The sequence below is a fragment of the Azonexus sp. genome, assembly GCF_041909095.1.
Taxonomy (GTDB): Bacteria; Pseudomonadota; Gammaproteobacteria; order Burkholderiales; family Rhodocyclaceae; genus Azonexus.
The window spans coordinates 579,176-600,698 of the sequence record NZ_JAYREB010000001.1; the positions used below are offsets into that span (position 1 = coordinate 579,176).

General features: G+C 66.7%; 22 protein-coding genes and 1 tRNA gene. 8 read left to right on the plus strand and 15 right to left on the minus strand.

The window, feature by feature from the left end; translation table 11 throughout:
• Positions 1 to 106: 106 nt before the first annotated feature.
• The 7 genes from ACE3OV_RS02835 to ACE3OV_RS02865 all read right to left on the minus strand — a co-directional run bounded on the left by ACE3OV_RS02835 (position 107) and on the right by ACE3OV_RS02865 (position 6,278).
• Positions 107 to 1,483 (minus strand): OmpP1/FadL family transporter, encoded by a 1,377-nt coding sequence (locus ACE3OV_RS02835; RefSeq protein ID WP_374324824.1) that lies wholly within the window; start codon positions 1,481 to 1,483, stop codon positions 107 to 109.
• A 61-nt stretch (positions 1,484 to 1,544) separates the two neighbouring features.
• Complete coding sequence (locus tag ACE3OV_RS02840) at positions 1,545 to 2,561, minus strand: 2Fe-2S iron-sulfur cluster-binding protein (RefSeq protein WP_374324826.1); 1,017 nt, start codon at positions 2,559 to 2,561, stop codon at positions 1,545 to 1,547.
• A 71-nt stretch (positions 2,562 to 2,632) separates the two neighbouring features.
• On the minus strand, positions 2,633 to 3,619 hold the full coding sequence (locus ACE3OV_RS02845) for an aromatic/alkene monooxygenase hydroxylase subunit beta (RefSeq protein ID WP_374324828.1): 987 nt from the start codon (positions 3,617 to 3,619) through the stop codon (positions 2,633 to 2,635).
• A gap of 46 nt (positions 3,620 to 3,665) precedes the next feature.
• Positions 3,666 to 3,980, minus strand: a complete 315-nt coding sequence (locus tag ACE3OV_RS02850) for an MmoB/DmpM family protein (RefSeq protein ID WP_374324829.1) — start codon at positions 3,978 to 3,980, stop codon at positions 3,666 to 3,668.
• Between the two features lie 90 nt (positions 3,981 to 4,070).
• A complete protein-coding gene (locus tag ACE3OV_RS02855) occupies positions 4,071 to 4,406 on the minus strand; it encodes a Rieske 2Fe-2S domain-containing protein (protein ID WP_374324831.1) in 336 nt (111 codons plus the stop codon).
• A 32-nt stretch (positions 4,407 to 4,438) separates the two neighbouring features.
• Positions 4,439 to 4,705, minus strand: a complete 267-nt coding sequence (locus ACE3OV_RS02860) for a toluene-4-monooxygenase system B family protein (protein ID WP_374324833.1) — start codon at positions 4,703 to 4,705, stop codon at positions 4,439 to 4,441.
• A gap of 67 nt (positions 4,706 to 4,772) precedes the next feature.
• Positions 4,773 to 6,278, minus strand: a complete 1,506-nt coding sequence (locus tag ACE3OV_RS02865) for an aromatic/alkene/methane monooxygenase hydroxylase/oxygenase subunit alpha (protein WP_374324835.1) — start codon at positions 6,276 to 6,278, stop codon at positions 4,773 to 4,775.
• A gap of 341 nt (positions 6,279 to 6,619) precedes the next feature.
• On the opposite strand from ACE3OV_RS02865, the gene ACE3OV_RS02870 reads away from it, so the two are divergent.
• The 6 genes from ACE3OV_RS02870 (at position 6,620) to ACE3OV_RS02895 (ending at position 11,659) form a co-directional block, all read left to right on the plus strand.
• The gene (locus tag ACE3OV_RS02870) at positions 6,620 to 7,420 is read left to right on the plus strand and encodes an aldolase/citrate lyase family protein (RefSeq protein ID WP_374324837.1); all 801 of its coding nucleotides are present in this window, start codon (positions 6,620 to 6,622) and stop codon (positions 7,418 to 7,420) included.
• A gap of 63 nt (positions 7,421 to 7,483) precedes the next feature.
• The gene (locus tag ACE3OV_RS02875) at positions 7,484 to 8,419 is read left to right on the plus strand and encodes a catechol 2,3-dioxygenase (protein WP_374324839.1); all 936 of its coding nucleotides are present in this window, start codon (positions 7,484 to 7,486) and stop codon (positions 8,417 to 8,419) included.
• A 40-nt stretch (positions 8,420 to 8,459) separates the two neighbouring features.
• Positions 8,460 to 9,377, plus strand: a complete 918-nt coding sequence (locus ACE3OV_RS02880; protein ID WP_374324841.1) for an acetaldehyde dehydrogenase (acetylating) — start codon at positions 8,460 to 8,462, stop codon at positions 9,375 to 9,377.
• Entirely contained in the window at positions 9,374 to 10,438 is a 1,065-nt protein-coding gene (gene dmpG / locus ACE3OV_RS02885; protein ID WP_374324842.1) for a 4-hydroxy-2-oxovalerate aldolase, read from the plus strand. The genes ACE3OV_RS02880 and dmpG overlap by 4 nt, the downstream gene beginning before the upstream one ends.
• Positions 10,435 to 11,199: an SDR family NAD(P)-dependent oxidoreductase gene (locus ACE3OV_RS02890; RefSeq protein ID WP_374324844.1), complete on the plus strand. Its 765-nt coding sequence runs from the start codon at positions 10,435 to 10,437 to the stop codon at positions 11,197 to 11,199. The genes dmpG and ACE3OV_RS02890 overlap by 4 nt, the downstream gene beginning before the upstream one ends.
• 19 nt (positions 11,200 to 11,218) lie before the next feature.
• Positions 11,219 to 11,659, plus strand: a complete 441-nt coding sequence (locus tag ACE3OV_RS02895) for a tautomerase family protein (RefSeq protein ID WP_374324846.1) — start codon at positions 11,219 to 11,221, stop codon at positions 11,657 to 11,659.
• 122 nt (positions 11,660 to 11,781) lie between these two features.
• Here ACE3OV_RS02895 and ACE3OV_RS02900 read toward each other — a convergent pair.
• Positions 11,782 to 11,858: transfer RNA gene (locus ACE3OV_RS02900), tRNA-Arg, on the minus strand.
• A 53-nt stretch (positions 11,859 to 11,911) separates the two neighbouring features.
• Positions 11,912 to 12,403: a C40 family peptidase gene (locus ACE3OV_RS02905; RefSeq protein ID WP_374324847.1), complete on the minus strand. Its 492-nt coding sequence runs from the start codon at positions 12,401 to 12,403 to the stop codon at positions 11,912 to 11,914.
• A 62-nt stretch (positions 12,404 to 12,465) separates the two neighbouring features.
• On the opposite strand from ACE3OV_RS02905, the gene ACE3OV_RS02910 reads away from it, so the two are divergent.
• Together ACE3OV_RS02910 and ACE3OV_RS02915 are read left to right on the plus strand one after the other, a co-directional pair.
• Positions 12,466 to 13,917 (plus strand): NAD-dependent succinate-semialdehyde dehydrogenase, encoded by a 1,452-nt coding sequence (locus ACE3OV_RS02910; RefSeq protein WP_374324849.1) that lies wholly within the window; start codon positions 12,466 to 12,468, stop codon positions 13,915 to 13,917.
• Positions 13,917 to 14,591 carry a hypothetical protein gene (locus tag ACE3OV_RS02915; RefSeq protein WP_374324851.1) on the plus strand — a complete coding sequence of 225 codons (675 nt, stop codon included), beginning with the start codon at positions 13,917 to 13,919 and terminating at the stop codon, positions 14,589 to 14,591. Before ACE3OV_RS02910 ends, ACE3OV_RS02915 begins: the two co-directional genes overlap by 1 nt.
• Before the next feature lie 8 nt (positions 14,592 to 14,599).
• Here the strand turns inward: ACE3OV_RS02915 and ACE3OV_RS02920 are convergent, their stop codons facing one another.
• From ACE3OV_RS02920 to ntrC, 6 genes are read right to left on the minus strand one after another with little or no spacing between them, the layout of a single operon-like run.
• Positions 14,600 to 15,577 carry an SPFH domain-containing protein gene (locus ACE3OV_RS02920; protein WP_374324853.1) on the minus strand — a complete coding sequence of 326 codons (978 nt, stop codon included), beginning with the start codon at positions 15,575 to 15,577 and terminating at the stop codon, positions 14,600 to 14,602.
• 14 nt (positions 15,578 to 15,591) lie between these two features.
• A complete protein-coding gene (locus ACE3OV_RS02925) occupies positions 15,592 to 17,289 on the minus strand; it encodes a putative bifunctional diguanylate cyclase/phosphodiesterase (protein ID WP_374324855.1) in 1,698 nt (565 codons plus the stop codon).
• The gene (locus ACE3OV_RS02930) at positions 17,270 to 18,574 is read right to left on the minus strand and encodes an HD-GYP domain-containing protein (protein ID WP_374324857.1); all 1,305 of its coding nucleotides are present in this window, start codon (positions 18,572 to 18,574) and stop codon (positions 17,270 to 17,272) included. The genes ACE3OV_RS02925 and ACE3OV_RS02930 overlap by 20 nt, the downstream gene beginning before the upstream one ends.
• Before the next feature lie 3 nt (positions 18,575 to 18,577).
• Positions 18,578 to 19,306, minus strand: coding sequence for a type III pantothenate kinase (locus ACE3OV_RS02935; protein WP_374324858.1), 729 nt, complete (start codon positions 19,304 to 19,306; stop codon positions 18,578 to 18,580).
• Complete coding sequence (locus ACE3OV_RS02940) at positions 19,303 to 20,097, minus strand: biotin--[acetyl-CoA-carboxylase] ligase (protein ID WP_374324860.1); 795 nt, start codon at positions 20,095 to 20,097, stop codon at positions 19,303 to 19,305. Before ACE3OV_RS02940 ends, ACE3OV_RS02935 begins: the two co-directional genes overlap by 4 nt.
• Before the next feature lie 10 nt (positions 20,098 to 20,107).
• Positions 20,108 to 21,520 carry a nitrogen regulation protein NR(I) gene (gene ntrC / locus ACE3OV_RS02945; RefSeq protein WP_374324862.1) on the minus strand — a complete coding sequence of 471 codons (1,413 nt, stop codon included), beginning with the start codon at positions 21,518 to 21,520 and terminating at the stop codon, positions 20,108 to 20,110.
• Positions 21,521 to 21,523: the final 3 nt, after the last annotated feature.

A 21,523-nucleotide genomic window follows, 5' to 3' on the forward strand; every position in this document is an offset into this window, starting at 1 on the left:
ACGCATTGCAAGGACTAACGGAAATGAAGCATCCAACACTCTGGAAAAAAAAGCGAGGCGAGCCTCGCTTGAAAAGCCCCGAAGGAGGGATGGGGCGGGGGCTTGATCAGAAACTGAGGCTGTAGTTGAGCGTCGCGTTGTCCTGGGAATGCGCAACGCTGATCGGGTCCGAGGTGTTCGGCAGGCTGCGGTTGGACATCTTTTCGCGCAGCGCGTGGGACCAGGCGAAGTCGATCTTGCTGCTCGGCGAGAAGGCGTAGGTGAAGCCGAGCGACAGGTGCCTGGTCGGCGTCGCCGGGATCACCGCGAACAGCGTGTTGCCGCGCAGCGCCTGCGAGGCGACGCGGGCGCCGGCGCGCAGCGTCCATTGCGGTGTCAGCGCGTAGGCGGTGCCGAGGGCGAAGACGGTCTGATCCTTGTAGTTCTGCGGCAGCAGGATGTTGAGGTCGCCGCCGGCGTTGGCGACGAAAGCCACCTTGATGTCCTTCATGACGTCCTTCCAGAACACCCGCGACAGGTCGGCGGCGACTTCCCATTGCGGCGTCAGCCGGTGATGCAGGCCGAGATCGAGGCGGGCCGGCATCTGGAAATCCTTGAGCTTGATCTTGCCGGCGAGAGGAATCTGCCCGGCCAGTCCGGAAACGGCGGTCAGCGTTGCCGAGCCCTGCAGGTCGTCGATCTTGCTCTTGACCGTGTAGGCGGCGCCCAGGCGGGTTGCCGGGCTCACCTGGTAGAGCATGCCGAGGCGACCGGCGAAGCCCCAGGCGTCGACGCCGCTGCCCAGCCACTTGTTCTTGGTCAGGCTGAAATGCGCCCCCTGCAGCGCCGGAATGCCGCCCAGCACGGGGACCAGGGCGCCGCTCGCGCGGCCGCCGGCGATCAGGCTGCCAACCTGATCGGCGCCGAGCAGCAGGTCGAGGTTGAGCCCCTGCCACATGGCGTCCAGACTGGCGCCGACGGTCAGCGCCTCGGAAACGCGATAGCTGGCGGCGAGCGGGATGTCGAGGACGAGCAGGCGGCTGGAGTTCTCGAGCCCGGTCGGCGCGCCGCCGGTGCCGTTGGACAGGAAGCTGCGGCTGCCGTATTCGGTGCCCAGCCCGCCCTGGGCGAAGGCGCCAACGCCGACGACCAGGTTGCCGAGACGCCGGCTGTACGCCGCCTGCGGCGCGACGTAGGGGCCGCGGTTCCGGCTGTGCGTGGCGGAATGCGCCTTGGCGCCGGTGGCCTCGTCGCGGACCTCGATGTCGGTGGTCACCAGGTCGAAGCCGACCATCGCCTGCTGTTCGCCCGGCATCAGCGACAGCGTCGCCGGGTTGGTCAGCATGCCGCCGGGGCCGACGTCGTGGGCGACGGCGGTGCCGCCCATGGCGCGCGAGACGGCGCCGATGCCTTCGAGCCGGAAGACGTCGGTCGCCCAGGCGGCCTGGCCGCAGATGGCCAGGGCCGTGCCGACGAGGCCGGCAGCCAGTTTCTGTTGGATCATGTTTTTTCTCCTCTTGTCGTTTGTTGTTCTTGCCTGTTGCGGCAAACCCCCGGTGACCGCGTCAGAAGAAGCGGTCGAAATGAATCTGGTCGAACGGCACCTGATGGCCGACCATCAGCAGCTCCTGCAGCGCCGAGGTCATCGGCGGCGGCCCGGCGAAATAGAACTCGTAATGGCCAAGCTGAGCCGGCAGTTGCGGCAGCAACTGGTCGTGCACGTAGCCGGTGGCGCCGGTCCACGCGCCGTCGTCGCCGGGCAGCGAAACCACCGGGATGAAGCGGATGCGCTCGCCGGCGCCGAGCCTGGCGAGCAGGTCGCCGCCGCAGACGTCGCGCGGCGTGCGGGCGCCGTAGAAGAAATGCAGCCTGCGCTCGTTGAGCAGGCCGGCGTCGACCGCGCCGCGGGCGATCGACAGCATCGGCGCCAGCCCGGAACCGCCAGCGACGCAGACGATGTCGCGCGGCGACGCGGTACGCAGCCAGGCCATGCCGTAGGGACCGTCGAGACCGATGCGGTCGCCCACCGCCAATTGGTCGAAGAGCACGTGGGTGCCCTGGCCGTGCGGCACGCGACGGATCTGGAAGTGCCACTCGCGCTGCTCGTTCGGCGTGTTGGCCATCGAGTAGGCGCGTGAGCCGGTGACGCCCGGCAGCTCCAGCATCGCGTACTGGCCGGGCAGGAAGTCGGCCGGGCCGTCGCCGACGAAGCGGAATTCGCGGATGTCGTGGGTGAGGTCGCGCACCATCGCCAGTTGTGCGCTCTGCCGGCGCGGCGCCAGCAGCGGTGCGTACTCGGCGGCGGTCGGCGCGGCGATCGTGATGTCGCCACGCGCCCGGCACTGGCAGGCGAGGTGGCGGCCGCGCCGGCGGTCGCGTTCGGTGAGGCCGGGGGCGTCCGGCCACAGGGTGTCGATCTCGCCTTCCAGCAGCTCGAACTTGCAGCCGCCGCAGCCGCCGGAGTTGCATTCGTAGGCCAGCCCGACGCCGGCGCGCAGGGCGGCGCGCAGGATGCTGTCGTCGGCCGCCTGCGCGAAGACGCTGCCGTCCTTGCGGTTGGTGATTGTTGCCTGGTCGCTCATGCTTTCTTGCTCACGAAGACGCTCGCCCGGGACGCCGTGGCGTCCCGGTGCGGCAGGTCAGGGGCGGGCGTTCAGAGCCCGAGCGAACGGCGGAACTCGCGCGTCGCCGCCTTCGCCGAGACAGCGGCGTCGGCGACGTCGGGCAGCAGCGCGCAGTAGGCGTCGATGGCGCGGTCGGCGAGCGGTTCCCACTTGGCGATCCAGCCCTGCATGGTTTCCAGGTTGCCCGGGGTTTCCAGCGCCATGCGCACGAAGCTGGCCAGCCAGCGGCGGTGGCGGGCGGCGTCGATCAACTGGGCGTCGGTGATCAGGCCGAGCAGGGTGTCGCCGTTGTGGCGGGCGGCTTCGCCCAGCTTGCGCAGGACGCTTTCCTCGATCGCCGGCTTGGCGACCAGGTTGAGGACGACGATCGTCTCGCCCCAGTCCCAGACCGTCAGCGTCTTTTCCATCAGCTCGCGGAAGCCCTGCCAGACCGGGTCGGTTTCCCAGTAGCGCCGTTCGTCGGCGGCGAAGCCCTTGTCGGCGAAGGCGAGCGACAGTTCCTTGGTACGGTAGGCGGTGTGGCTGACCCAGCGCAGGCTGTCGGCCATCTGGAAGTAGTTGCAGTTGGTGATGGTGCTGGCCGGCGAGACCTGGCCGACGTAGGCCGACGCCATCTGCACGGTATGGAAGAGGTAGCGGGCCGGCGTGTAGAAACGGGCCAGCGAACCGACCCAGCGCGGGTCGAGCGCCTGGTCGTGCTCGCGCTGGTTGAACTGGTCGAAGAGGCCAAAGACGTAGGTTTCCTGGCCGTCCTGCATCATGTTGTAGGTGCGGTAGACGACCTCGTCCGGATCGCGGAAGGCGTTCCAGTCGGCGTGCTTGAGCGCGGTACCGAAGGTGTTCTTCTTGTACCACTGGTTCATGAACATGTTCGGATCGAGCTCGTAGGGCGAGTTCGCGTCGCGGTCGTTGTAGTGCAGGTTGGCGCTGACGATCTCGTACTCGCTCGGCTTGCGGCGGCGGGCGGCGAGATGGCTCCAGGTCTTCAGCGGCTTCAGCGTTTGGGTGTCGGACATGGTGGGTCTCCTCGTATTCTTTTCGGTTGGGGTGTGCCGGGGGCGCTCAGAGCTTCTTGGCGAAATAGAAGCGCACCGCCTGGTCCTGGCTTTCGATCTGGCCGGCGAAGGAACTCAGGTCCACTTCCAGGTCGTTCATGCGGAACGGCCGGCCGAGTTCTTCCTCGATGGTTTGCTGGCGCAGGATCATTTCCTGTTCGGCGTGGATGCGGATGTAGGCGCGCTTGTCATCGACGAAGATCTCCTTGCCCGGGTTGTCCACCCGCGCCGCTTCGATCACCGCCATTGCCAAGTCGCCGGCGCGCATCACCGGGCCGACCAGGTTGTTGTGGTAGGCCTGCCCCGTCGTTGCTGCATTCATTGTCATCTCCTCGTTCGGTTTGGCCGGCGCCGCGACGGCGGCCGGCCTGAAAAGCTCTTTCAACCACTGGATCGGCTTCATCGCCGGCGCTCAGGTGTGGGCGAACAGCGGCGTGACGCCCTCGGTCTTGACCAGGATGTCGTCGCCGTCCACTTGCACCGGGTATTCGGCCAGCGCGCAGTCGGCCGGGTTGATGCCCTTGCCGTTGCAGGCGGCGAATTGCCAGAGGTGGGCGCGGCAGATGATCTTCTCGCCGTCGAACTTGCCTTCCGCCAGCGAAATGTCCTGGTGCGGACACATGCCCTGGAAGGCCTTGACCGCGCCGCCTTCGGCGCAGACCAGCAGCACCTCGTGGCCATTGACCGAAAACGCTTCCATCTCGCCTTCCCACAGGTCGTCGACCGTACAGACCTTGGTGAAACTCATGTCTCTCTCCGTTTTTTTGTGCTCGGGGGCGCTCAGTGGCGCGCCGGTTCCCAGATGATTTCGATGGTTTCGGTCGGCTTGAGGCCGGACTCGGACACCTTCATCGTGCGCGGCAGGAACTCCGTCGCGTCCTGCCGGCGGACGCGCATGACGCAGTCCGGGCGGGCGCGCACGCGGCGGCCGACGGAATGCACGGCGGCCGCGGCAGCCACCTCGTCCATGGTGTTTTCGGAATCGACGGCAACCAGTTGCAGCACGAAATCGCCCTCGAAGTTCGAGGTCAGGGGGAATAAGGCCATTTCTCTTGTCTCCTGTTTTTTTGCGGGCGCCGCCGTCAAGCGGCGGCGCCGTTCGGGTAGGGCGGCGTCAGCTCGCCTTCTTGCTGGCGCGCAGGGCGCGATAGACCTCGGCCCAGGCGTAGTTGTGGGCGTCATCGCCGATTTCGCCGGGGGCCAGGTTCATGTACTGCAGCGCGCCGCCGAGGTCCATCGGCTGGATCATGCCGGCCAGGAAGCGGTCGACGATCGACAGGTGGCCGGCGTAGCGCTCCGGCTCCTGCTCGAACACCCAGCGGTCAACCTCGGAACCGAAGTGGTAGAGGCGGCCCTTGTATTCCAGCGGGTAGTCCTTGACGTTCCAGCCCTTGCCCGGCGTGCCGAGGATCGGTAGCTGGCACATGTTGCAGACGTAGGGCAGGGTTTCCGGGTAGGCCTTGTCCATCCGGCCCTCGACCACGTTGTCGATGAAGACGTCCCAGCACTGGCCCCAGGTGTCGTTCCAGCCGGGGTACTTGGCTTCCAGCCAGGCGCGCTCGTCCGGGGTGACGCCGGCGGCCGGGTTCCACCACAGGGTCGGCCGCCAGAAGTAGGAGCCGAGGTGCATGCCGTGGTGGGTCTGGCTGATGTCCTTGAGGAAGATGTCCCAGTACCAGGGCAGGTCGAGGCCCATGTCGGTCAGCGCGCGCTCGAACTGGGCGACGATCCACTCTTCCATGAACTCCTTGAACGACTGCTTGCGGTGTTCGAGCGGCGTGTAGTAGTCCATGATCGGCCCGGTGAGCACCGAGAACAGCTTCCAGGCGCCCCAGACGGCGATGTCGACGCGCTTCTGGGCTTCCGCCTTGTGGCCGTTCTCGATCAGCACCTTGAGCGCCGGGCCGCCGATCTGGGCGTGGCGCGATTCATCGGTCTGGATGCTGGAGATCAGGTTGGCGAAGGTGTGGTCGCCGGCTTCGGCGGCGTCGGCGGCAAGGCCGAGGAACTGCATGTTGGTGAAGCCGGTTTCGAAGCTGAAGGTGAGCATGATCGAAACGCTGATCGCGTCGCGCGTCATCATGATGTCGTCGAAGAAGTGACGCGCCGCGATCATCGCCCACTCGTTGGTGTCGTAGGCCTTGAACGCCCAGTCCATCTGGCGGTCCTTCGAGACATGCTCGTGCGGGAAGTAGAGCTGCATCTGGCCGTGGCGGATTTCATCGAGACAGCCGAGCGTGGACATGTTGCGCATGCCCGGTGCCTTGGAGAAGCGCATCATCCGCGCTTCGGCCGAGGCGGCGGCGTATTCGCCGCGGGCGATGGCGCCGTAGTGCGCCTTCATCACCGACTTCCAGCCCGGATCGGCGTTTTCGAAAATGCGGCTGCGTTCCAGTGCGGCCTTCACCGAGTAGGCGCCGGCGTCCTTGTCGCGCTGCACCTTCACGTATTCCGGGTAGGTCTGCTTGTAGGGCTCGTCGTAGCTTTCCCAGGCGCTCAGCGGCAGGCCGAATTCGCCGGCCAGCTTGGGCGGGAACAGTTCATCCTCGGTCACGTACGATGGCGTCCAGTTGGTGCTTCTGGCCAGGTCGTACCAGTCCATTCTGTTGAGTACTGCCATTTTTGTCTCCTCTTGGGTGCAGGGCTGATCGCCTGCGATTTCCGGATTCCTGCGGTGTCGGCCACCTTGTCTCAACGAAGCCAGGATTTCTCGAGATTTCGCGATAACTCGAAGTTATTCGGAAAGTCATAGGGCGGCCATTAGACTTTGGTTTAGAAGCAGCGCAACATCGCAGCCGGATTTCCGCCGCAGCAAGTCGAGGCGCGGCGGGGTGCAAAGGACATACCTTTTGCGCATATCTTGGCGACCAAGATGGTATTGGACGGTATCGAAAGCATCGCTTCTAATGATTTCCAGACTTCCGCAAGCCTGCGGGGGCAGCGACATTCAGGTGAGCGAGCATGGAAATCCCGGTCAACCAGTTCAAACAGGCACTGCGGGCCGGCAGTGAGCAGATCGGCCTGTGGCTGGGGCTGGGTGAAACCTTCAGCGCGGAAATCTGCGCTGGCGCCGGCTTTGACTGGTTGCTGATCGACGCCGAGCACGGCCCCAATGACCTGCGTAGCTTCCTGGCGCAGTTGCAGGCGCTGGCGCCCTATCCGACGCAGGCGGTGGTCCGCCCGCCGCAGGGCGATCACGTGCTGATCAAGCAGTTGCTGGAAACCGGCGTGCAGACGCTGTTGATTCCAATGGTCGATACGGCGGCACAGGCGCGTGGCCTGGTCGAGGCGATGCGCTACCCGCCAGCCGGCATCCGCGGTGTCGGCAGCGCGCTGGCCCGCGCCTCGCGCTGGGGCAGGATCGACAACTACGCGTCGCAGGCCGATGCTCAGATGTGCCTGCTGGTGCAGGTCGAAACACAGACCGGCTACCGCAACCTGGACGCCATCCTGGAAGTGGACGGCGTGGACGGCGTCTTTTTTGGCGCCGCCGACCTTGCCGCTTCCTACGGCTATCTCGGCCAATCCACCCACCCGGATATCGTCGCCGCCATCGAGGACGGCCTGCTGCGCACCCGCGCCGCCGGCAAGGCGGGTGGCGTGCTGTGCAGCGACCGCGCGCTGAACGAACGCTACATGGCGGCCGGCGCCAGTTTCGTCGCCGTCGGCGTCGATGCGCTGCTGCTCAGCGCGGCCACCTCGGCCCTGTGCCTGAGCTACAAGCCCGGGGCGGCGGCCGCCGGGCCACCCGCCTCATACTGAACAGAGAAGCTCGCCAACAAGCCATCGACGAATGGCCAATTTCATAGACAAAGGAGGAAGACAATGGCAATGACAGGCGTTTTACGCCCCGGACACGGGGCGATCCGGGTGCTCGACCTCGACGAGGCCGTGCATCACTACCGCGACATCCTGGGGCTGGTCGAAACCGGCCGCGACGCCCAGGGTCGCGTCTATCTGAAATGCTGGGACGAGCGCGACCACAACAGCGTCGTGCTGCGCCAGGCCGACCGCGCCGGGATCGATTTCTTCGGCTTCAAGGTGCTCGATACGGCGACGCTGAACAAGCTCGATAGCGACCTGCGCGCCTACGGACTCAACACCGAGCGCATGCCGGCCGGCGAGATGCTGGCCACCGGCGAGCGGGTCCGTTTCGAACTACCCTCCGGCCACCTGATCGAGCTCTACGCCGACAAGCAAGCGGTCGGCAATGGCCTGCAGGTGCAGAACCCGGCGCCGTGGACCGCAGCATCGGAAAAAGGCATCGCCCCGGTGCGCCTCGACCACTGCCTGCTCTACGGCCCGAACGTCGCCCAGGTGCAGAAGATCTTCAGCGACGTGCTCGGCTTCTACCTGGTCGAGCGCGTGCTGGCACCGGACAACGAGAACAGCGCCGCCATCTGGCTGTCCTGCTCGCACAAGGTGCATGACATCGCCTTCGTCGAGCACCCGGAGCCGGGCAAGCTGCACCACCTGTCCTTCCTCCTCGAAAGCTGGGAAGAAGTGCTGCGCGCCAGCGACATCCTGGCCATGAACAACGTGCCGATCGACATTGGCCCGACCCGCCACGGCATCACCCGCGGCTGCACGATCTACGCCTGGGACCCGTCCGGCAACCGCTTCGAGACCTTCATGGGCGGCTACCAGCCCTACCCCGACTACGAGCCGACGACCTGGACCTTCGACGGCCTGGGCGCCGGCGGCGGCCTCGATTACCCGCAACGCAAGCTGCACGAGACCTTCCTGACCGTCGTGACCTGACGCAAACGCCCCGCAAGCCCCCAATCCCGACGAGATGCCCATGAAAAAAATACCTTGCGCGCTGATCGGCTCCGGCAACATCGGCACCGACCTGATCTACAAGCTCCAGCGCAGCCCTGTCCTCGAACCGGTGTGGATGGTCGGCATCGACCCCGAATCGGAAGGCCTCGCCCGCGCCCGCGCGATGGGCCTGAAGACCACCGCCGCCGGTGTCGACGGCCTGCTCCCCTACGTGCTGGAAGACAACATCCAGATCGCCTTCGACGCCACCTCGGCCTACGTCCACGCCGAGAACTCGCGCAAGTTGAACGAACTCGGCGTGATGATGATCGACCTGACGCCGGCGGCCATCGGCCCGCTCTGCGTGCCGCCGGTCAACCTGCGCGAACACGCAGAAAAGGTCGAGATGAACGTCAACATGATCTCCTGCGCCGGCCAGGCGACGATCCCCATCGTCCATGCCGTGTCGCGCATCCAGCCAGTGGCCTACGGCGAGATCGTCGCCAGCCTGGCGTCGAAGTCGATCGGCCCCGGCACCCGCGCCAACCTCGACGAATTCACCTACACCACGTCGAACGCCATCGAGGTGGTCGGCGGCGCCCGCAAGGGCAAGGCGCTGGCCATCATCAACCCGGCCGAACCGCCGATGCTGATGCGCAACACCATTTCCTGCCTGACCGACGACACGCCGGACGAAGCGCGCATCACCGAGTCGGTGCTGGCGATGATCAAGGAAGTGCAGAAGTACGTGCCCGGCTACCGCCTGGTCAACGGCCCGCTGTTCGACGGCAAGCGCGTCACCGTTTTCATGGAAGTGGCCGGTCTCGGCGACTACCTGCCCAAGTACGCCGGCAATCTCGACATCATGACGGCGGCCGCGACGCGCACCGCTGAAATGTTCGCCGAGGAAATCCTCGCCGGCAGCATCCAGCTCAAGCCCGTGGAGGTGGCAGCATGAGTGAAGTGAATCTGAAAGGTCGCCAGGTCACCGTCCACGACATGTGCCTGCGCGACGGCATGCATGCCAAGCGCGAGCAGATTTCCATCGCCCAGATGGTGCAGATCGCCAGCGCGCTCGACGACGCCGGCGTGCCGTACATCCAGGTGACGCACGGCGCCGGCCTGGGCGGCAATTCGCTGCAGCACGGTTTTGCGCCGCACAGCAACGAGGAATACCTGAGCGCCGTGTGCGGCGCGGTCAAGCGCACCAAGGTCTCGGTGCTGTTGCTGCCCGGCCTCGGCACCATGCGCGAACTGCAGTCGGCCTATGACTGCGGCGCGCGCAGCGTGCACGTCGCCACCCACTGCACCGAGGCCGACACCTCGCCGCAGCACATCGCCTACGCCCGCAAGCTGGGCATGGACAGCACCGGCTTCCTGATGATGGCCCACCTGAACACGCCGGAAGGTCTGGCGCAGCAGGGCAAGCTGATGGAATCCTACGGCGCGCAGACGGTGTACATCACCGACTCCGCCGGCTACATGCTGCCGGCCGACGTCAAGGCGCGCGTCTCCGCCCTGCGCGCCGTGCTCAAGCCGGAAACCGAGATCGGCTTCCACGGCCACCATAACATGGGCATGGGCATCGCCAACTCGATCGCCGCCATCGAGGCCGGCGCCAGCCGCATCGACGCTTCCGTCGGCGGGCTGGGCGCCGGCGCCGGCAACACGCCGCTCGAAGCCTTCATCGCCGTCTGCGAGCGGATGGGCATCGAGACCGGCTGCGACCTGTTCAAGCTGATGGACATGGCCGAGGACCTGATCTTCCCGCTCATGGACCACATCGTCCGCGTAGACCGTTCGTCGCTGACGCTGGGTTTCGCCGGCGTCTATTCGACCTTCCTGCTGCATGCCAACCGTGCCGCTGCACGCTTCGGCATCCCGGCCCGCGACATCCTGGTCGAACTCGGCCGCAAGAAGATGATCGGCGGCCAGGAAGACATGATCATCGACACTGCGATGACCATGGCGAAGGAACGCGGCCTGCTCCAGGATTCAACAGCAGGAGTCGCGCCATGAAGCCCTACGCCGAACGCGAAGCCTGCGCCATCCTGGTTGGCGCCACCGGCGCCTTTGGCACGGCGATCACCCGCCGCCTGCTCGACGCCGGCCTTGGCGTCATCGCCGTCGCCCGCTCGGCCGACAGCCTGCAGGCGCTGAGCGCGCAATACCCCGGCGTGCGTGCCTGTGCCGCTGACATCGGCAACGATTCGGCAATTGCCGCCATCGCTGCCGCCATCGACAAGCCGGTGCGCATGGTCGTGCATGGCCCGGGCGTCGCGGTGGTCGGCGGCATCCTGACGGCACCGACCGCATCGATGGTCGATGCGGTCAATATCAAGGTCGGCGGCCTGCTGCGCCTGGTGCGGGCGGCCGATACCCAGTTGTCGGCCGGTTCGCGCATCGTCGCCATCGGCGGCCACTATGGCCTGGAACCGACCGCCTACGCGGCCGCCGCCGGCGTCGCCAACGCCGCACTGCTCAACGTCGTGCGCCAGTTGAGCATGGCCTACGGTCCACGTGGCATCACCGCCCACAGCATCGTCCCCGGCCCGGCCGACACCGAGCGCCTGCGCCGCGTTGCCGCCACCCGCGCCGAACAACGCGGCTGCAGCACCGACGAGGTACTCGACGAAATGCGCGCCGAGTCCTCGCTCGGCGTCCTCACCACCCCCGAGCAGATCGCCTGGGCGGTGACCCTGTTGCTCGCCCCGGAAGCCGACGCGATGACCGGTTCCAGCCTGATGCTCGACGCCGGCCGCCGGCGCGGCCTGCCCTGAACCCAACAAGGAGAAAAACATGCCCGTCGCCAACCTGCACGTCCTCGCCGGTCATCCGCGCGAAAAACTCAAGCAGTGGATCCGGGAAACCTCCCAGGCCCTGTCGGAAATCCTGGCCGCGCCGCTCGATCGACTGGAAGTCTGGGTCACCGAAATCGACCCCGAACTCTGGGGCATCGGCGGCATCCCGGCCAGCGAGGTGCTGGCGCAGACACCCCGCCACGACGCCGAGATGCCCTTCATCCGCATGGTCCTGATGGAAGGCCGGACGAGCGAGCAGCTGCACCGGGTGATCGGCGAACTGAACGCCATCACCGCCCGCCTGCTCGCCGTCGATGCAGAACGCATCCGCATCTACATCGCCCACGCCCACCCCGACCGTTGGGGCATCGGCGGCGTTCCCGCCAGTGTCCGCCGGGCCGCCGAACTGGCTGCCCGGAAGACGAACAACAAGCAATGAACAGTCTTGCCGACTCATTTTTTCCACCGCACAAGTGGGCACAAAGTGGGCACGAAATGGGCACGAAATGGGCACAAAAAAAACGGCCTGGAACAGGAAACTGTCCAAGCCGTTGTTTTATTTGGCCCGCCCGGCGCGATTCGAACGCACGACCCCTGCCTTCGGAGGGCAGTACTCTATCCAGCTGAGCTACGGGCGGAAAGGCCGCAATTGTACCCTCATCCGCGGAGCGGCGTCCATGCTCGCGCGTGCTCAATCGAGCAGGGTACGGGCGGCTTCGTAACGGCGCGCGAAATACTCGCTGTCGAGACGCTCGATGCGCACCCGGCCGTTGGTCGATGGCGCGTGTACGAAGCGCTGCTCGCCGATATAGATGCCGACGTGCGAGAAGGGGCGGTTCATCGTGTTGAAGAAGACCAGGTCGCCGGGTTGCAGGTCGTGGCGGCTGACGGCACGGCCGCGCCGGGCGATGTCGGCGGCGCTGCCGCTGACCTTGACGCCGGCCGCTTTGGCGAACACGTAGGCAACCATGCCGCTGCAGTCGAAGCCGGCCTCCGGGTTCTTGCCGCCGAAACGGTAACCGGTGTCGATCAGCCCCATGGCGAGCATGACGACCTCGTTGGCTTGCCCGCTGACCGCCCGCGGCCCCTGGGTTATAGTTGAACCGCCACGCGGCCCGGGACTGCCGCAGGCAGCAAGCGCCAGGCAAACGAGCAGCGACAACCAGTAGAACAATCGACGCATCGCTTAAAACCTTTTCTTGAAGTTATTCGTAACTTAACGTTTTTACAGGATTTTTCAAGCCCATGAACTTGCAGAACCCGACTCTCCTGCGCAGCGCCAACCTGATCGATGGTCTATGGGTCGGCGCCGACGATGGCGCCACACTCACCGTCATCGACCCGGCCAGCGGCGCACGCATCGCCGAGGTTCCCTGCTGCGGCGCCGCCGAGACGCAGCGCGCGATCGCCGCCGCCGACGCCGCGCTGCCGGCCTGGCGGGCGCTCACCGCGCGCCGCCGCGGGCAGTTGCTGCAGAACTGGAACCGCCTGATCCTCGATAATGCCGCCGACCTCGCCGCCCTGATCACGGCCGAAGGCGGCAAACCGCTGGCCGAAGCGAAGGGTGAGACGATCTACGGCGCCTCCTTCGTCGAATGGTTCGCCGAGGAAGGCAAGCGCACCTACGGCGAGAGCATCCCCAGCCCGGCGTCGACCACCCGGCTGCTGGTGGTCAAGCAGCCGATCGGCGTCTGCGCCGCGATCACGCCATGGAATTTCCCGCTCGCCATGATCACGCGCAAGGTGGCGCCGGCGCTGGCCGCCGGCTGCACGGTGGTGGTCAAGCCGGCCGAGGCGACGCCGCTGACCGCCCTGGCACTGGCCGCGCTGGCCGAGCAGGCAGGCTTCCCGGCTGGTGTCTTCAACGTCGTCACCGGCCAGCCAGCGGCGATCGGCGGCGAGCTGTGCGCCAGCCCGATCGTGCGCAAGCTCTCCTTCACCGGCTCGACCGCGGTCGGCCGGCTACTGATGGCGCAGTGCGCGCCGACCGTCAAGAAGCTGTCGCTCGAACTCGGCGGCAACGCCCCCTTCATCGTCTTCGACGACGCCGATGTGGATGCCGCGGTTGAGGGCGCGCTCGCCGCCAAGTACCGCAACACCGGCCAGACCTGCGTCTGCGCCAACCGCTTCCTGGTCCAGTCCGGCATTTACGAAGCCTTCGCCGCCCGTTTCGCCGAGCGCAGCGCGCAGCTCAAGGTCGGCGCCGGCAACGAAGCCGGCGTCGCCCAGGGGCCGCTGATCAACGCCGCCGGCCTGGCCAAGGTCGAAGCCCACGTCGCCGACGCCGTCGCCAAGGGCGCCCGCGTGCTGTGCGGCGGCGCCCGCCACGAACGCGGCGGCAACTTCTTCCAGCCCACCGTGCTGGCCGATGTGACGCCGGCGATGCGCGTCGCCCGCGAGGAAACCTTCGGTCCGCTGGCGCCGCTCTTCCGTTTCGACACCGAAGCTGAAGCAGTGGCGATGGCCAACGACACCGAGTTCGGCCTCGCCGCCTATTTCTTCAGCCGCGACGTCGGCCGCTGCTGGCGCGTCGGCGAAGCGCTGGAATATGGCATGGTCGGCGTCAACACCGGGATGATCTCGAACGAGGTGGCGCCCTTCGGCGGCATCAAGCAATCGGGGATCGGCCGCGAGGGGTCGAAGTACGGGATCGAGGAATACCTCGAGGTCAAATACCTCTGCTTCGACGTGCGCTGATGCAGTATGTCCTGCTCGCCGCCGTGCTGGTCGGCCTCTGCCTGGCCTGGCTGGCCTGGCGGCAGGCCGCACGGATGCGCTACATCGAGGGCTTCCCGCTGCAGGAAAAACTGGACCGGCGTCTCGCGGCACGGCGCCCGGAACTCGATGCCGCGCAGCGCCGCGAAGTTTTCGCCGGCCTGCGCGACTACTTCCTGATCTGCAACAAAGCCGGCCGGCGGATGGTGGCAATGCCGTCGCAGGCGGTAGACGACGCCTGGCACGAGTTCATCCTGTTCACCCGCCACTACCGGCAGTTCTGCGACCGCGCCTTCGGCCGCTTCCTGCATCACACGCCGGTCGAGGCGATGCGCTCGCCGACCGAGGCCGGTGAAGGCCTGCGCCGTGCCTGGCGGCTGGCTTGCGCGCACGAAGGAATCGATCCGAAGCAGCCGGCGCGCCTGCCGCGCCTGTTCGCGCTCGACGCGGCGCTGGGCATCGCCGGCGGCTTCATCTACCAGCTCGACTGTCTCGCCGCCGGCGGCACCGGCCGCGACGGCTACTGCGCCAGCCACATCGGTTGCAGCAGTGGCTGCAGCGGCGATTCGGGCAGCAGCGACGGGGGGGGCGACAGCGCGGGCGGCGACGGCGGCGGGGGCTGTGGTGGCGGATGCGGCGGTGGCGGCGGCGACTGAAGCCGCGTTCAGCCGAGCTTCTTCAGCAGTTCCGCCTTCTTGGCGTCGAATTCCTGCTGCGACAGGATGCCCTTGCCGACCAGCGCGTGCAGTTTTTCCAGCGTCGCCACCACCTCGTCGGCATTGACCGCCGCCGGCGTCGCCGCGGCCACCGCCTGGCCGACCATCTGGCCGAAGCCGAGACTGGCGCCCATCGCCGCCAGCCCGCCTTCGTTGCGCGCCGCATCGGGAATGCTGCTCGCCACCTGGTACTGCGTGTAGCGCGTCAGGTCGCCGACCATGCCGATGGCGATGCGCTGGTCGAGCACCTTCTGCAACTCCTCGGGCAGTGAGAAATTCTGCAGCACCAGGGTATCGAGCTGCAGGCCGAGTTCGCCGAAGGCCGCCGCCGCTCGCGCCTGCATCGCCTGGGCCAGCGCAGCCTGGTTGGCGGCAAGATCGAGGAAGGGAATCGCCGACTGCGCGAAAAGGTCGCTCAACCCGGCGACCAGCAGGCTGCGTAGTTGGCCTTCCAGTTCGTCGCGGTCGTAGCGCTCGGCGCTGCCGGAGACCTGGCGGAAGAAGAGCGCCGGCTCGGCGACGTGATAAGCGTAGGTGCCGTAGGCGCGCAGGCGGACGGCACCGAATTCGCGGTCGCGGATCGTCACCGGCGTCGCCGTACCCCAGGTGCGGTCGATCTGGCGCCGGGTCGAGAGGAAATAGACATCGCTCTTGAACGGCGATGCGAACAGCTTGTCCCAGTGGCGCAGGTTGGTCAGCAAGGGCAACGTGGACGTGGTCAGCCGATAGCGGCCGGGAGCGAAACTGTCGGCGATCTGCCCTTCATCGACGAACAATGCGGCCTGCGCTTCACGCACGGTGAGGCTGGCGCCGTTCTGGATTTCCCGGTCGGCCACCGGGTAACGCCAGAGCAGCGTACCGTCGCCGGGTTCCGTCCATTCCAGGACGTCGATGAACTGCTTGCGGATGAAGTTTCCCAGTGACATCTGCGACTCCCCTCTCAGTGCTGCGCTGCTTGCTGGCTGCGATACCAGACGATGAACTCGCTGATCGCCAGCGGTCTCGCGTAAAGATATCCCTGGCCGGCGTTACAACCCAGCGCCAGCAGCTGGTCGCGCTGACGCTCGTCCTCGATGCCCTCGGCCAGCGGCGTCATGCCGAGATCGCGGGCGAGATCGACGATGGTGCTGACGATGCGCAGGCTGTCCGCCGAATCGAACATGGCGACGACGAAGGAACGGTCAACCTTGAGTTCGTTGAGCGGCAGGCTGACCAGGTAACTGAGCGACGAATAGCCGGTCCCGAAATCGTCAAGAGCGATCCGGCAACCCAGCTTGCGCAGGCGGTGCATGATCGACGAGCCCTTGGCGCGATCGAACATCAGCGCCGATTCGGTCAGTTCCAGGGTGAAGCGCTCGCCGGGAATGCGCCAGGTCTGCAGGTTCTGTTCGAGAAATTCCGGCAGGTCATCGTCCAGCATGTCGGCGGCGGTGAGGTTGAAGGAAAGGCCGATGCCGATGCCGGCCTGGTCCAGTTCCGCAGCCACCCGCATGACGGCGCGCAGCAGCCAGTCGTTGAAGGCCAGGCGCCAGCCGTTTTCCTCGATCATCTCCATGATCAGCGGCGGCGGCACCCAGCCGAGGCGCGCGTGCGGCCAGCGCAACAGCAGTTCGCCGCCGGTGCAGTGGCCGTCGGCTAGCTCGACTTGCGGCTGCAGGTGCAGTTCGAGGGTTTCCTGGAACAGGGCCTCGCGTAACTCCTCGGCCAGTTCGTGGCGCTGCTGCCAGCTCTCGGCAAATCCGGCGTCGTACCAGGCGAAGGGCTGGCGCCGTCCCTGCGCCCCCCAACGCGCCAGACGGGCAGCATGCAGGGCGGTCTCGGCAGTCGCTCCATGCTGCGGCAACAACGCGGCCCCGATGGTCGGCCGCATCATGACCTTGCGGCCGCTGAACAGTGATACCGGTTCGCCGAACATCCGTTCGATATGGGCAGCGGCCAGGGTCGGCTGCGACATCACCTTGATGTCGGGCAGAACGACCAGCCACTCGCCTTCGCGGCCGACGAAGACGCGGTCCTCCTCGCGCAGATGGCGGGCCATCCGGCGCGCCAGCGTCGCCGGCAAGCGTTGAATGTCGCTGGCGTCGAGGTAGGTGAAGGAATCGCGGTTGGCCAGCGAGACCGAGAGCAGACCGATTTCCCGGCCGCCTTGCAGGAGCTCGCGCAGAAAACGCAGGGCAGCCAGCTCGCCGGGCAGGCCGGTGGCTTCCTGCTGCGCCAGTTCGTCCACTTCCAGCACACAGCTGACGGCGGCGATGACGCTGCGGCGCAAGGTGCCAATCAGCGCAAGCAGCACCCGGCCAACGCTGTCGCGGCCACCGAGCAGGACTTTTTCGCAGGCTTCGACGAAACCGAAATACCAGCGCAGGATCTCGACCTGACCGTATCCCCGGCCCTGCAGTTCGTGCCAGGCGCGAATCCAGCGTTGCTGCCAGTCGGGATTGGCGATTTCGCCGGGCAGCGCGTCGGTCAGTTCGAGGAAATGCAGCAGCGCGTCATCCACCTCGCTGCGCAGGTTTGCCGCCGCCACCGCGTCCTTCCACAGCGACGCCAGGCTGGCCAGCGAGCGCAAGTCATCCTCGGCCAGATTGAAGGCGGCAAAATCGATCAGCGATTCCGGGCTAGCCGAGGTAGTAGTCATGCGATGACAATCCGTAAGCATCGTTTGGCAAGGCGCGGGCGATGCGCAGCGCGGCCAGCTCCGGTTGCCGCAGGTCGACCAGGCGGTAATCGCGGACCGGGCGCTTTTCCTGGTCAAGCATCAACAGCACGCGCGGGCGCGAACGCTGCACCCGGTTCTGCTGGATCACCACCCCGACCTCGCCCGACTCGAACTCGACCAGCACACCGATCGGGTAGAGCCCGACGCATTGCACGAACTGCTCCATCAGCACCGGGTTGAACTGCTTGCCGCGCTGCTGGAACAATTCCTCGAGCGCTTCCTGATGGCCGATCGCGTTGCGGTAGGGCTTGTTGCGCAGCATCGCGCAGAAGGCATCGACCAGACCGGCGATTTCCGCGGCCAGGCCGATACGCTCGAAACGCAGGCCGCGCGGATAACCACTGCCGTCCCAGCGTTCGTGGTGGCGGGAGACGATCTGCAGCACCTCGCCCGACAGCCTGCCCTGGGTGGTCAGGATTTCCAGCGAACTGGCGACGTGTGAACGCACCAGTTGCCGCTCCATCTCGGTCAATGCCTCCTTCTTGGCCAGCACTTCGGCCGGCACCTGGGTCTTGCCGACGTCCTGCAGCAGCCCGGCGATCCCCAGCTCGAGCAATTGCTGGCCGCGCCAGCCGATATGCCCGGCAAGCAGCATGGCATGTACCGCAACATCCATGGCGTGGTCGAAGCTGTACTGGTCGAGACTCTTCAGGCGCAGCAGCCACATCACCGCGTCGGGATTGCGCTTCAGGCTGCCGGCGATGTCGCGCACACCTTCGCGAACATTGCCGAAATCGAACTGCTGGTCGGCGGTGACGTTGCGGAAGGTCTGCTTCAGGGCTTCGAGCAGGTCGTCGTAGCGCGGCTCGATGTAATCGAGTTCGCGGGTCAGCGAACGGACATGCTCGTCGCCTTCCTGGCCATGCAGGAGTTCAAGGAAGCGGCGGCGGCGCTGGCGCAACACGATCTGTTCCGCGGTCAGCGGCTGGACGCCACCATTGACATCCTCCTCCTGGCTGTCGGCGCCGCCCAGCGGCGCCGCGTGCAATTGCCGATCGACGCGCTCCTTGGGCGCCTGAAAGTGTTCATTCAGCGAGCGCGAGCGGTCGATCTGCACGAAACGGCATTTCTTGCGGAAAATCTCGACCTGCTCAGGCTTGGTGATGATGAAACCCTGCAGGGCGAACGAAAACTCGGTCCACGGACAGTCCGGTTCAGTGATGAACATGCCGATCTTCAGTTCGGCAACCGGGATGATTTCCATGGATCAGGTCTCGCTGGACGTTTCACGGGCCAGCTCCAGCAGCCCGTACATGGGTAGATTGTCCATCCGCGTCATGCTCATGGCAAGGCAAGGCTGCAACAATCCGGCGTTGCCACCAGACAGCAGGCAATGTCGTTCGTTCCCCGGCAGTCGCGCCCAGGCCCGTTCGATGGCGCCGACCTGGGCCTCGATGGCGCCGCTGACGATGGCGTCGTCGGTGCATTGCGGCCAGTCCCGGTGCGCACCGGCGGCAAAGGGCAGGGCCGCGGTATCGCGGGCGAGCGCTCCGAGCATCAGCTGCTGGCCGGGCAGGATCAGGCCGCCCAGGAAATTGCCGTCACCATCCAGCGCGTCGATCGTCGTCGCGGTGCCAGCCATCACCACCAGCAGCGCCCCCGGGCGCAGCGCCCGGGCGCCAATCAGCGCACACCAGCGGTCGACGCCGAGGCGACCGGAATCGCGATAGCCGTTGCGCACGCCAGCGGCCTGCGCCGTGCTCCGTACCACCTCGAGTCGCGCCCCCCAGTCGCCGAGCGCGCCCCGTATCCTGGCCTCGGCATCGCTGCCGGCGACGTTGGCGAGCATGATGCGGCGCGGCATCGGCCACTCGGCACGAATCTCGCCCAGAGCGGCGCGGTCGGCCTGCGCGCAACTACCACTGCGGCACCAGCCGGCGCCGTCCCACAGGCCGTACTTGATGCGGCTGTTGCCGCTGTCGATGCAGAGGATCATGCGTTTACCCGCAGGCTGACGTCGCCGGCGAGGATGCGCTCGCAGCCGGCGGCGGTTTCCAGCAGCAAGGCGCCATCGTCGGCAACACCGCGACAGATGCCGCTGCGCTCGGGGCAACCGTCTTCGATCAGCCGCACGGCGCGGTCCTGCCAGGCGTGTCGCGCCTGCCATTCGTCCCTGACGGCGGCGAAGCCGCGCTCGGCGAAGTCATCGAGCACGCCGAGCAGCGCACCGAGGATCGTCGCCAGCAGCGCGTGGCGCTCGGGCAAAGCCGGCAGCGCCTGCGCCAGCCCGGCGACCGGCTGCGCGAACTCGCCTGCCGGCGTCTGCAGGTTGAGGCCGATGCCGATGCAGACCTGCGCTTCGCGCCGACCGCCGGCCAGCTCGATCAGGATGCCGGCGAGCTTGGCGTCACCGGCCGGCGTTTCGAGCAGTACGTCGTTTGGCCATTTCAGGCGGACGCCGGCGGCGCCCAGGCTTTCCAGTGCCCGTACCAGCGCGACGCCGACCGCCAGCGACAGGCCGCCGAGACCGGCCAACCCGCGCTGGCTGCGCCAGAGGACGGAAAACATCAGGCCGGCGTCAGCGCTCGACAACCAGCTACGCCCGCGCCGGCCGCGACCGGCCAGCTGGCGGTCGGCAACGATGACGCTACCGGAGGGCGCGCCGCGCTCGGCGCGGCGTAGCAATTCGCTGCTGGTCGAGTCGCACTCGGCCAGCGCATCGACGTCGAAACGGCCGGCCAGAGGGCCGAGCCGCGCTTTCAACAGGACAGGATCGATCAGGGGCATGCGGAAGATTTTACTCTCCCGCCGCCTCCTTGCCGCCGTCGATGCCGAGATCGGCGATCTTGCGGGTGATCGTGTTGCGGCCAATGCCCAGCGCCTGCGCCGCCTCGATGCGGCGACCGCCAGTGTGGGCCAGCGCACGCGAGATCAGGATGCGCTCGAAGCTCTGCGCCAAGAGGCCATGGACATCGGGCACGCCGCGCGCCAGCAGGCGGTCGACTTCGCCCTCCAGCGCCTTCTCCCAGTCGCCGACCAGGACCTGCGGCGGTGCCTCGCGCAACTCGCTCGGCAGGTCGCCGACTTCGACCTGCTGCCCCGGCGCCATCACGGTCAGCCAGTGACAGAGGTTTTCCAGTTGCCGGACGTTGCCCTGGAATTCCAGGCCGCACAGGTACTTGAGCGCGCCTTCGGACAGCCGCTTCGGCTCGACGCCGAGTTCGCGCGCGCTCTTCTGCAGGAAGTGACGGGTGAGCAGCGGGATGTCCTCGCGCCGTTCGCGCAGCGCCGGCAGGCGAATGCGGATGACGTTGAGGCGGTGGAAGAGGTCCTCGCGGAACAGGCCGTCCTTGACCCGGCTTTCCAGGTTCTGGTGGGTCGCGGCGATGACGCGGACGTTGGCCTTGATCGGCGAATGGCCGCCGACCCGGTAAAAGTGCCCATCAGACAGCACGCGCAGCAGGCGGGTCTGCAGTTCGGAGGGCATGTCGCCGATTTCGTCGAGGAACAGCGTGCCGCCCTCGGCCTGCTCGAAACGGCCGCGCCGCTGCGCCTGGGCGCCGGTGAAGGCGCCGCGCTCGTGACCGAAGAGTTCGGATTCGAGCAGGTCCTTGGGAATCGCCGCCGTATTGATCGCCACGAAGGGGCGCTCGGCGCGCGGGCTGTGCCGGTGCAGCGCGCGCGCCACCAGTTCCTTGCCGGAGCCCGATTCGCCGGTGATCAGCACGGTGGCGTGCGACAGCGCGAGGCGGCCGATGGCGCGGAAAACCTCCTGCATCGCCGGTGCCTGGCCGAGAATCTCGGGCACCAGGCCCTCTTCCTCAGCCGCACCACTCTGGTGCATCGACTCGTCAATCGCCCGCCGGATCAGTTCCAGCGCCTGATCGACGTCGAAGGGCTTGGGCAGGTACTCGAAAGCGCCGCCCTGAAAAGCGGCGACCGCGCTTTCCAGGTCAGAGTAAGCGGTCATGATGATGACCGGCACGCCGGGGTGACGGTTCTTCACTTCCTGCAGCAGGTCGAGACCGGACTGGCCGGGCATGCGAATATCCGAGACCAGCACCTGCGGCGCCTCCTCGCCACTTTCCAGACGGGCGATCGCCTCGCTCGCCGAGGCATAGCTTTCGAACGCAATGCCTTCGCGCGACAGGGTCTTCTCCAGCACCCAGCGTATCGAGCGGTCGTCGTCAACGATCCATACCGGTTTCATGTC

Coding starts and splice junctions, on each gene's coding strand:
- ACE3OV_RS02865 (WP_374324835.1), bottom strand. CDS start 6,278: ATGGCAGTACTCAACAGAATGGACTGGTACGACCTGGCCAGAAGCACC.
- ACE3OV_RS02935 (WP_374324858.1), bottom strand. CDS start 19,306: ATGATCCTCTGCATCGACAGCGGCAACAGCCGCATCAAGTACGGCCTG.
- ACE3OV_RS02905 (WP_374324847.1), bottom strand. CDS start 12,403: ATGCGTCGATTGTTCTACTGGTTGTCGCTGCTCGTTTGCCTGGCGCTT.
- ACE3OV_RS02855 (WP_374324831.1), bottom strand. CDS start 4,406: ATGAGTTTCACCAAGGTCTGTACGGTCGACGACCTGTGGGAAGGCGAG.
- ACE3OV_RS02925 (WP_374324855.1), bottom strand. CDS start 17,289: ATGACTACTACCTCGGCTAGCCCGGAATCGCTGATCGATTTTGCCGCC.
- ACE3OV_RS02860 (WP_374324833.1), bottom strand. CDS start 4,705: ATGGCCTTATTCCCCCTGACCTCGAACTTCGAGGGCGATTTCGTGCTG.
- ACE3OV_RS02895 (WP_374324846.1), top strand. CDS start 11,219: ATGCCCGTCGCCAACCTGCACGTCCTCGCCGGTCATCCGCGCGAAAAA.
- ACE3OV_RS02840 (WP_374324826.1), bottom strand. CDS start 2,561: ATGAGCGACCAGGCAACAATCACCAACCGCAAGGACGGCAGCGTCTTC.
- ACE3OV_RS02850 (WP_374324829.1), bottom strand. CDS start 3,980: ATGAATGCAGCAACGACGGGGCAGGCCTACCACAACAACCTGGTCGGC.
- ACE3OV_RS02880 (WP_374324841.1), top strand. CDS start 8,460: ATGAAAAAAATACCTTGCGCGCTGATCGGCTCCGGCAACATCGGCACC.
- ACE3OV_RS02930 (WP_374324857.1), bottom strand. CDS start 18,574: ATGGAAATCATCCCGGTTGCCGAACTGAAGATCGGCATGTTCATCACT.
- ACE3OV_RS02940 (WP_374324860.1), bottom strand. CDS start 20,097: ATGCCCCTGATCGATCCTGTCCTGTTGAAAGCGCGGCTCGGCCCTCTG.
- ACE3OV_RS02920 (WP_374324853.1), bottom strand. CDS start 15,577: ATGTCACTGGGAAACTTCATCCGCAAGCAGTTCATCGACGTCCTGGAA.
- ACE3OV_RS02875 (WP_374324839.1), top strand. CDS start 7,484: ATGGCAATGACAGGCGTTTTACGCCCCGGACACGGGGCGATCCGGGTG.
- dmpG (WP_374324842.1), top strand. CDS start 9,374: ATGAGTGAAGTGAATCTGAAAGGTCGCCAGGTCACCGTCCACGACATG.
- ACE3OV_RS02870 (WP_374324837.1), top strand. CDS start 6,620: ATGGAAATCCCGGTCAACCAGTTCAAACAGGCACTGCGGGCCGGCAGT.
- ACE3OV_RS02890 (WP_374324844.1), top strand. CDS start 10,435: ATGAAGCCCTACGCCGAACGCGAAGCCTGCGCCATCCTGGTTGGCGCC.
- ACE3OV_RS02915 (WP_374324851.1), top strand. CDS start 13,917: ATGCAGTATGTCCTGCTCGCCGCCGTGCTGGTCGGCCTCTGCCTGGCC.
- ACE3OV_RS02845 (WP_374324828.1), bottom strand. CDS start 3,619: ATGTCCGACACCCAAACGCTGAAGCCGCTGAAGACCTGGAGCCATCTC.
- ACE3OV_RS02835 (WP_374324824.1), bottom strand. CDS start 1,483: ATGATCCAACAGAAACTGGCTGCCGGCCTCGTCGGCACGGCCCTGGCC.
- ACE3OV_RS02910 (WP_374324849.1), top strand. CDS start 12,466: ATGAACTTGCAGAACCCGACTCTCCTGCGCAGCGCCAACCTGATCGAT.
- ntrC (WP_374324862.1), bottom strand. CDS start 21,520: ATGAAACCGGTATGGATCGTTGACGACGACCGCTCGATACGCTGGGTG.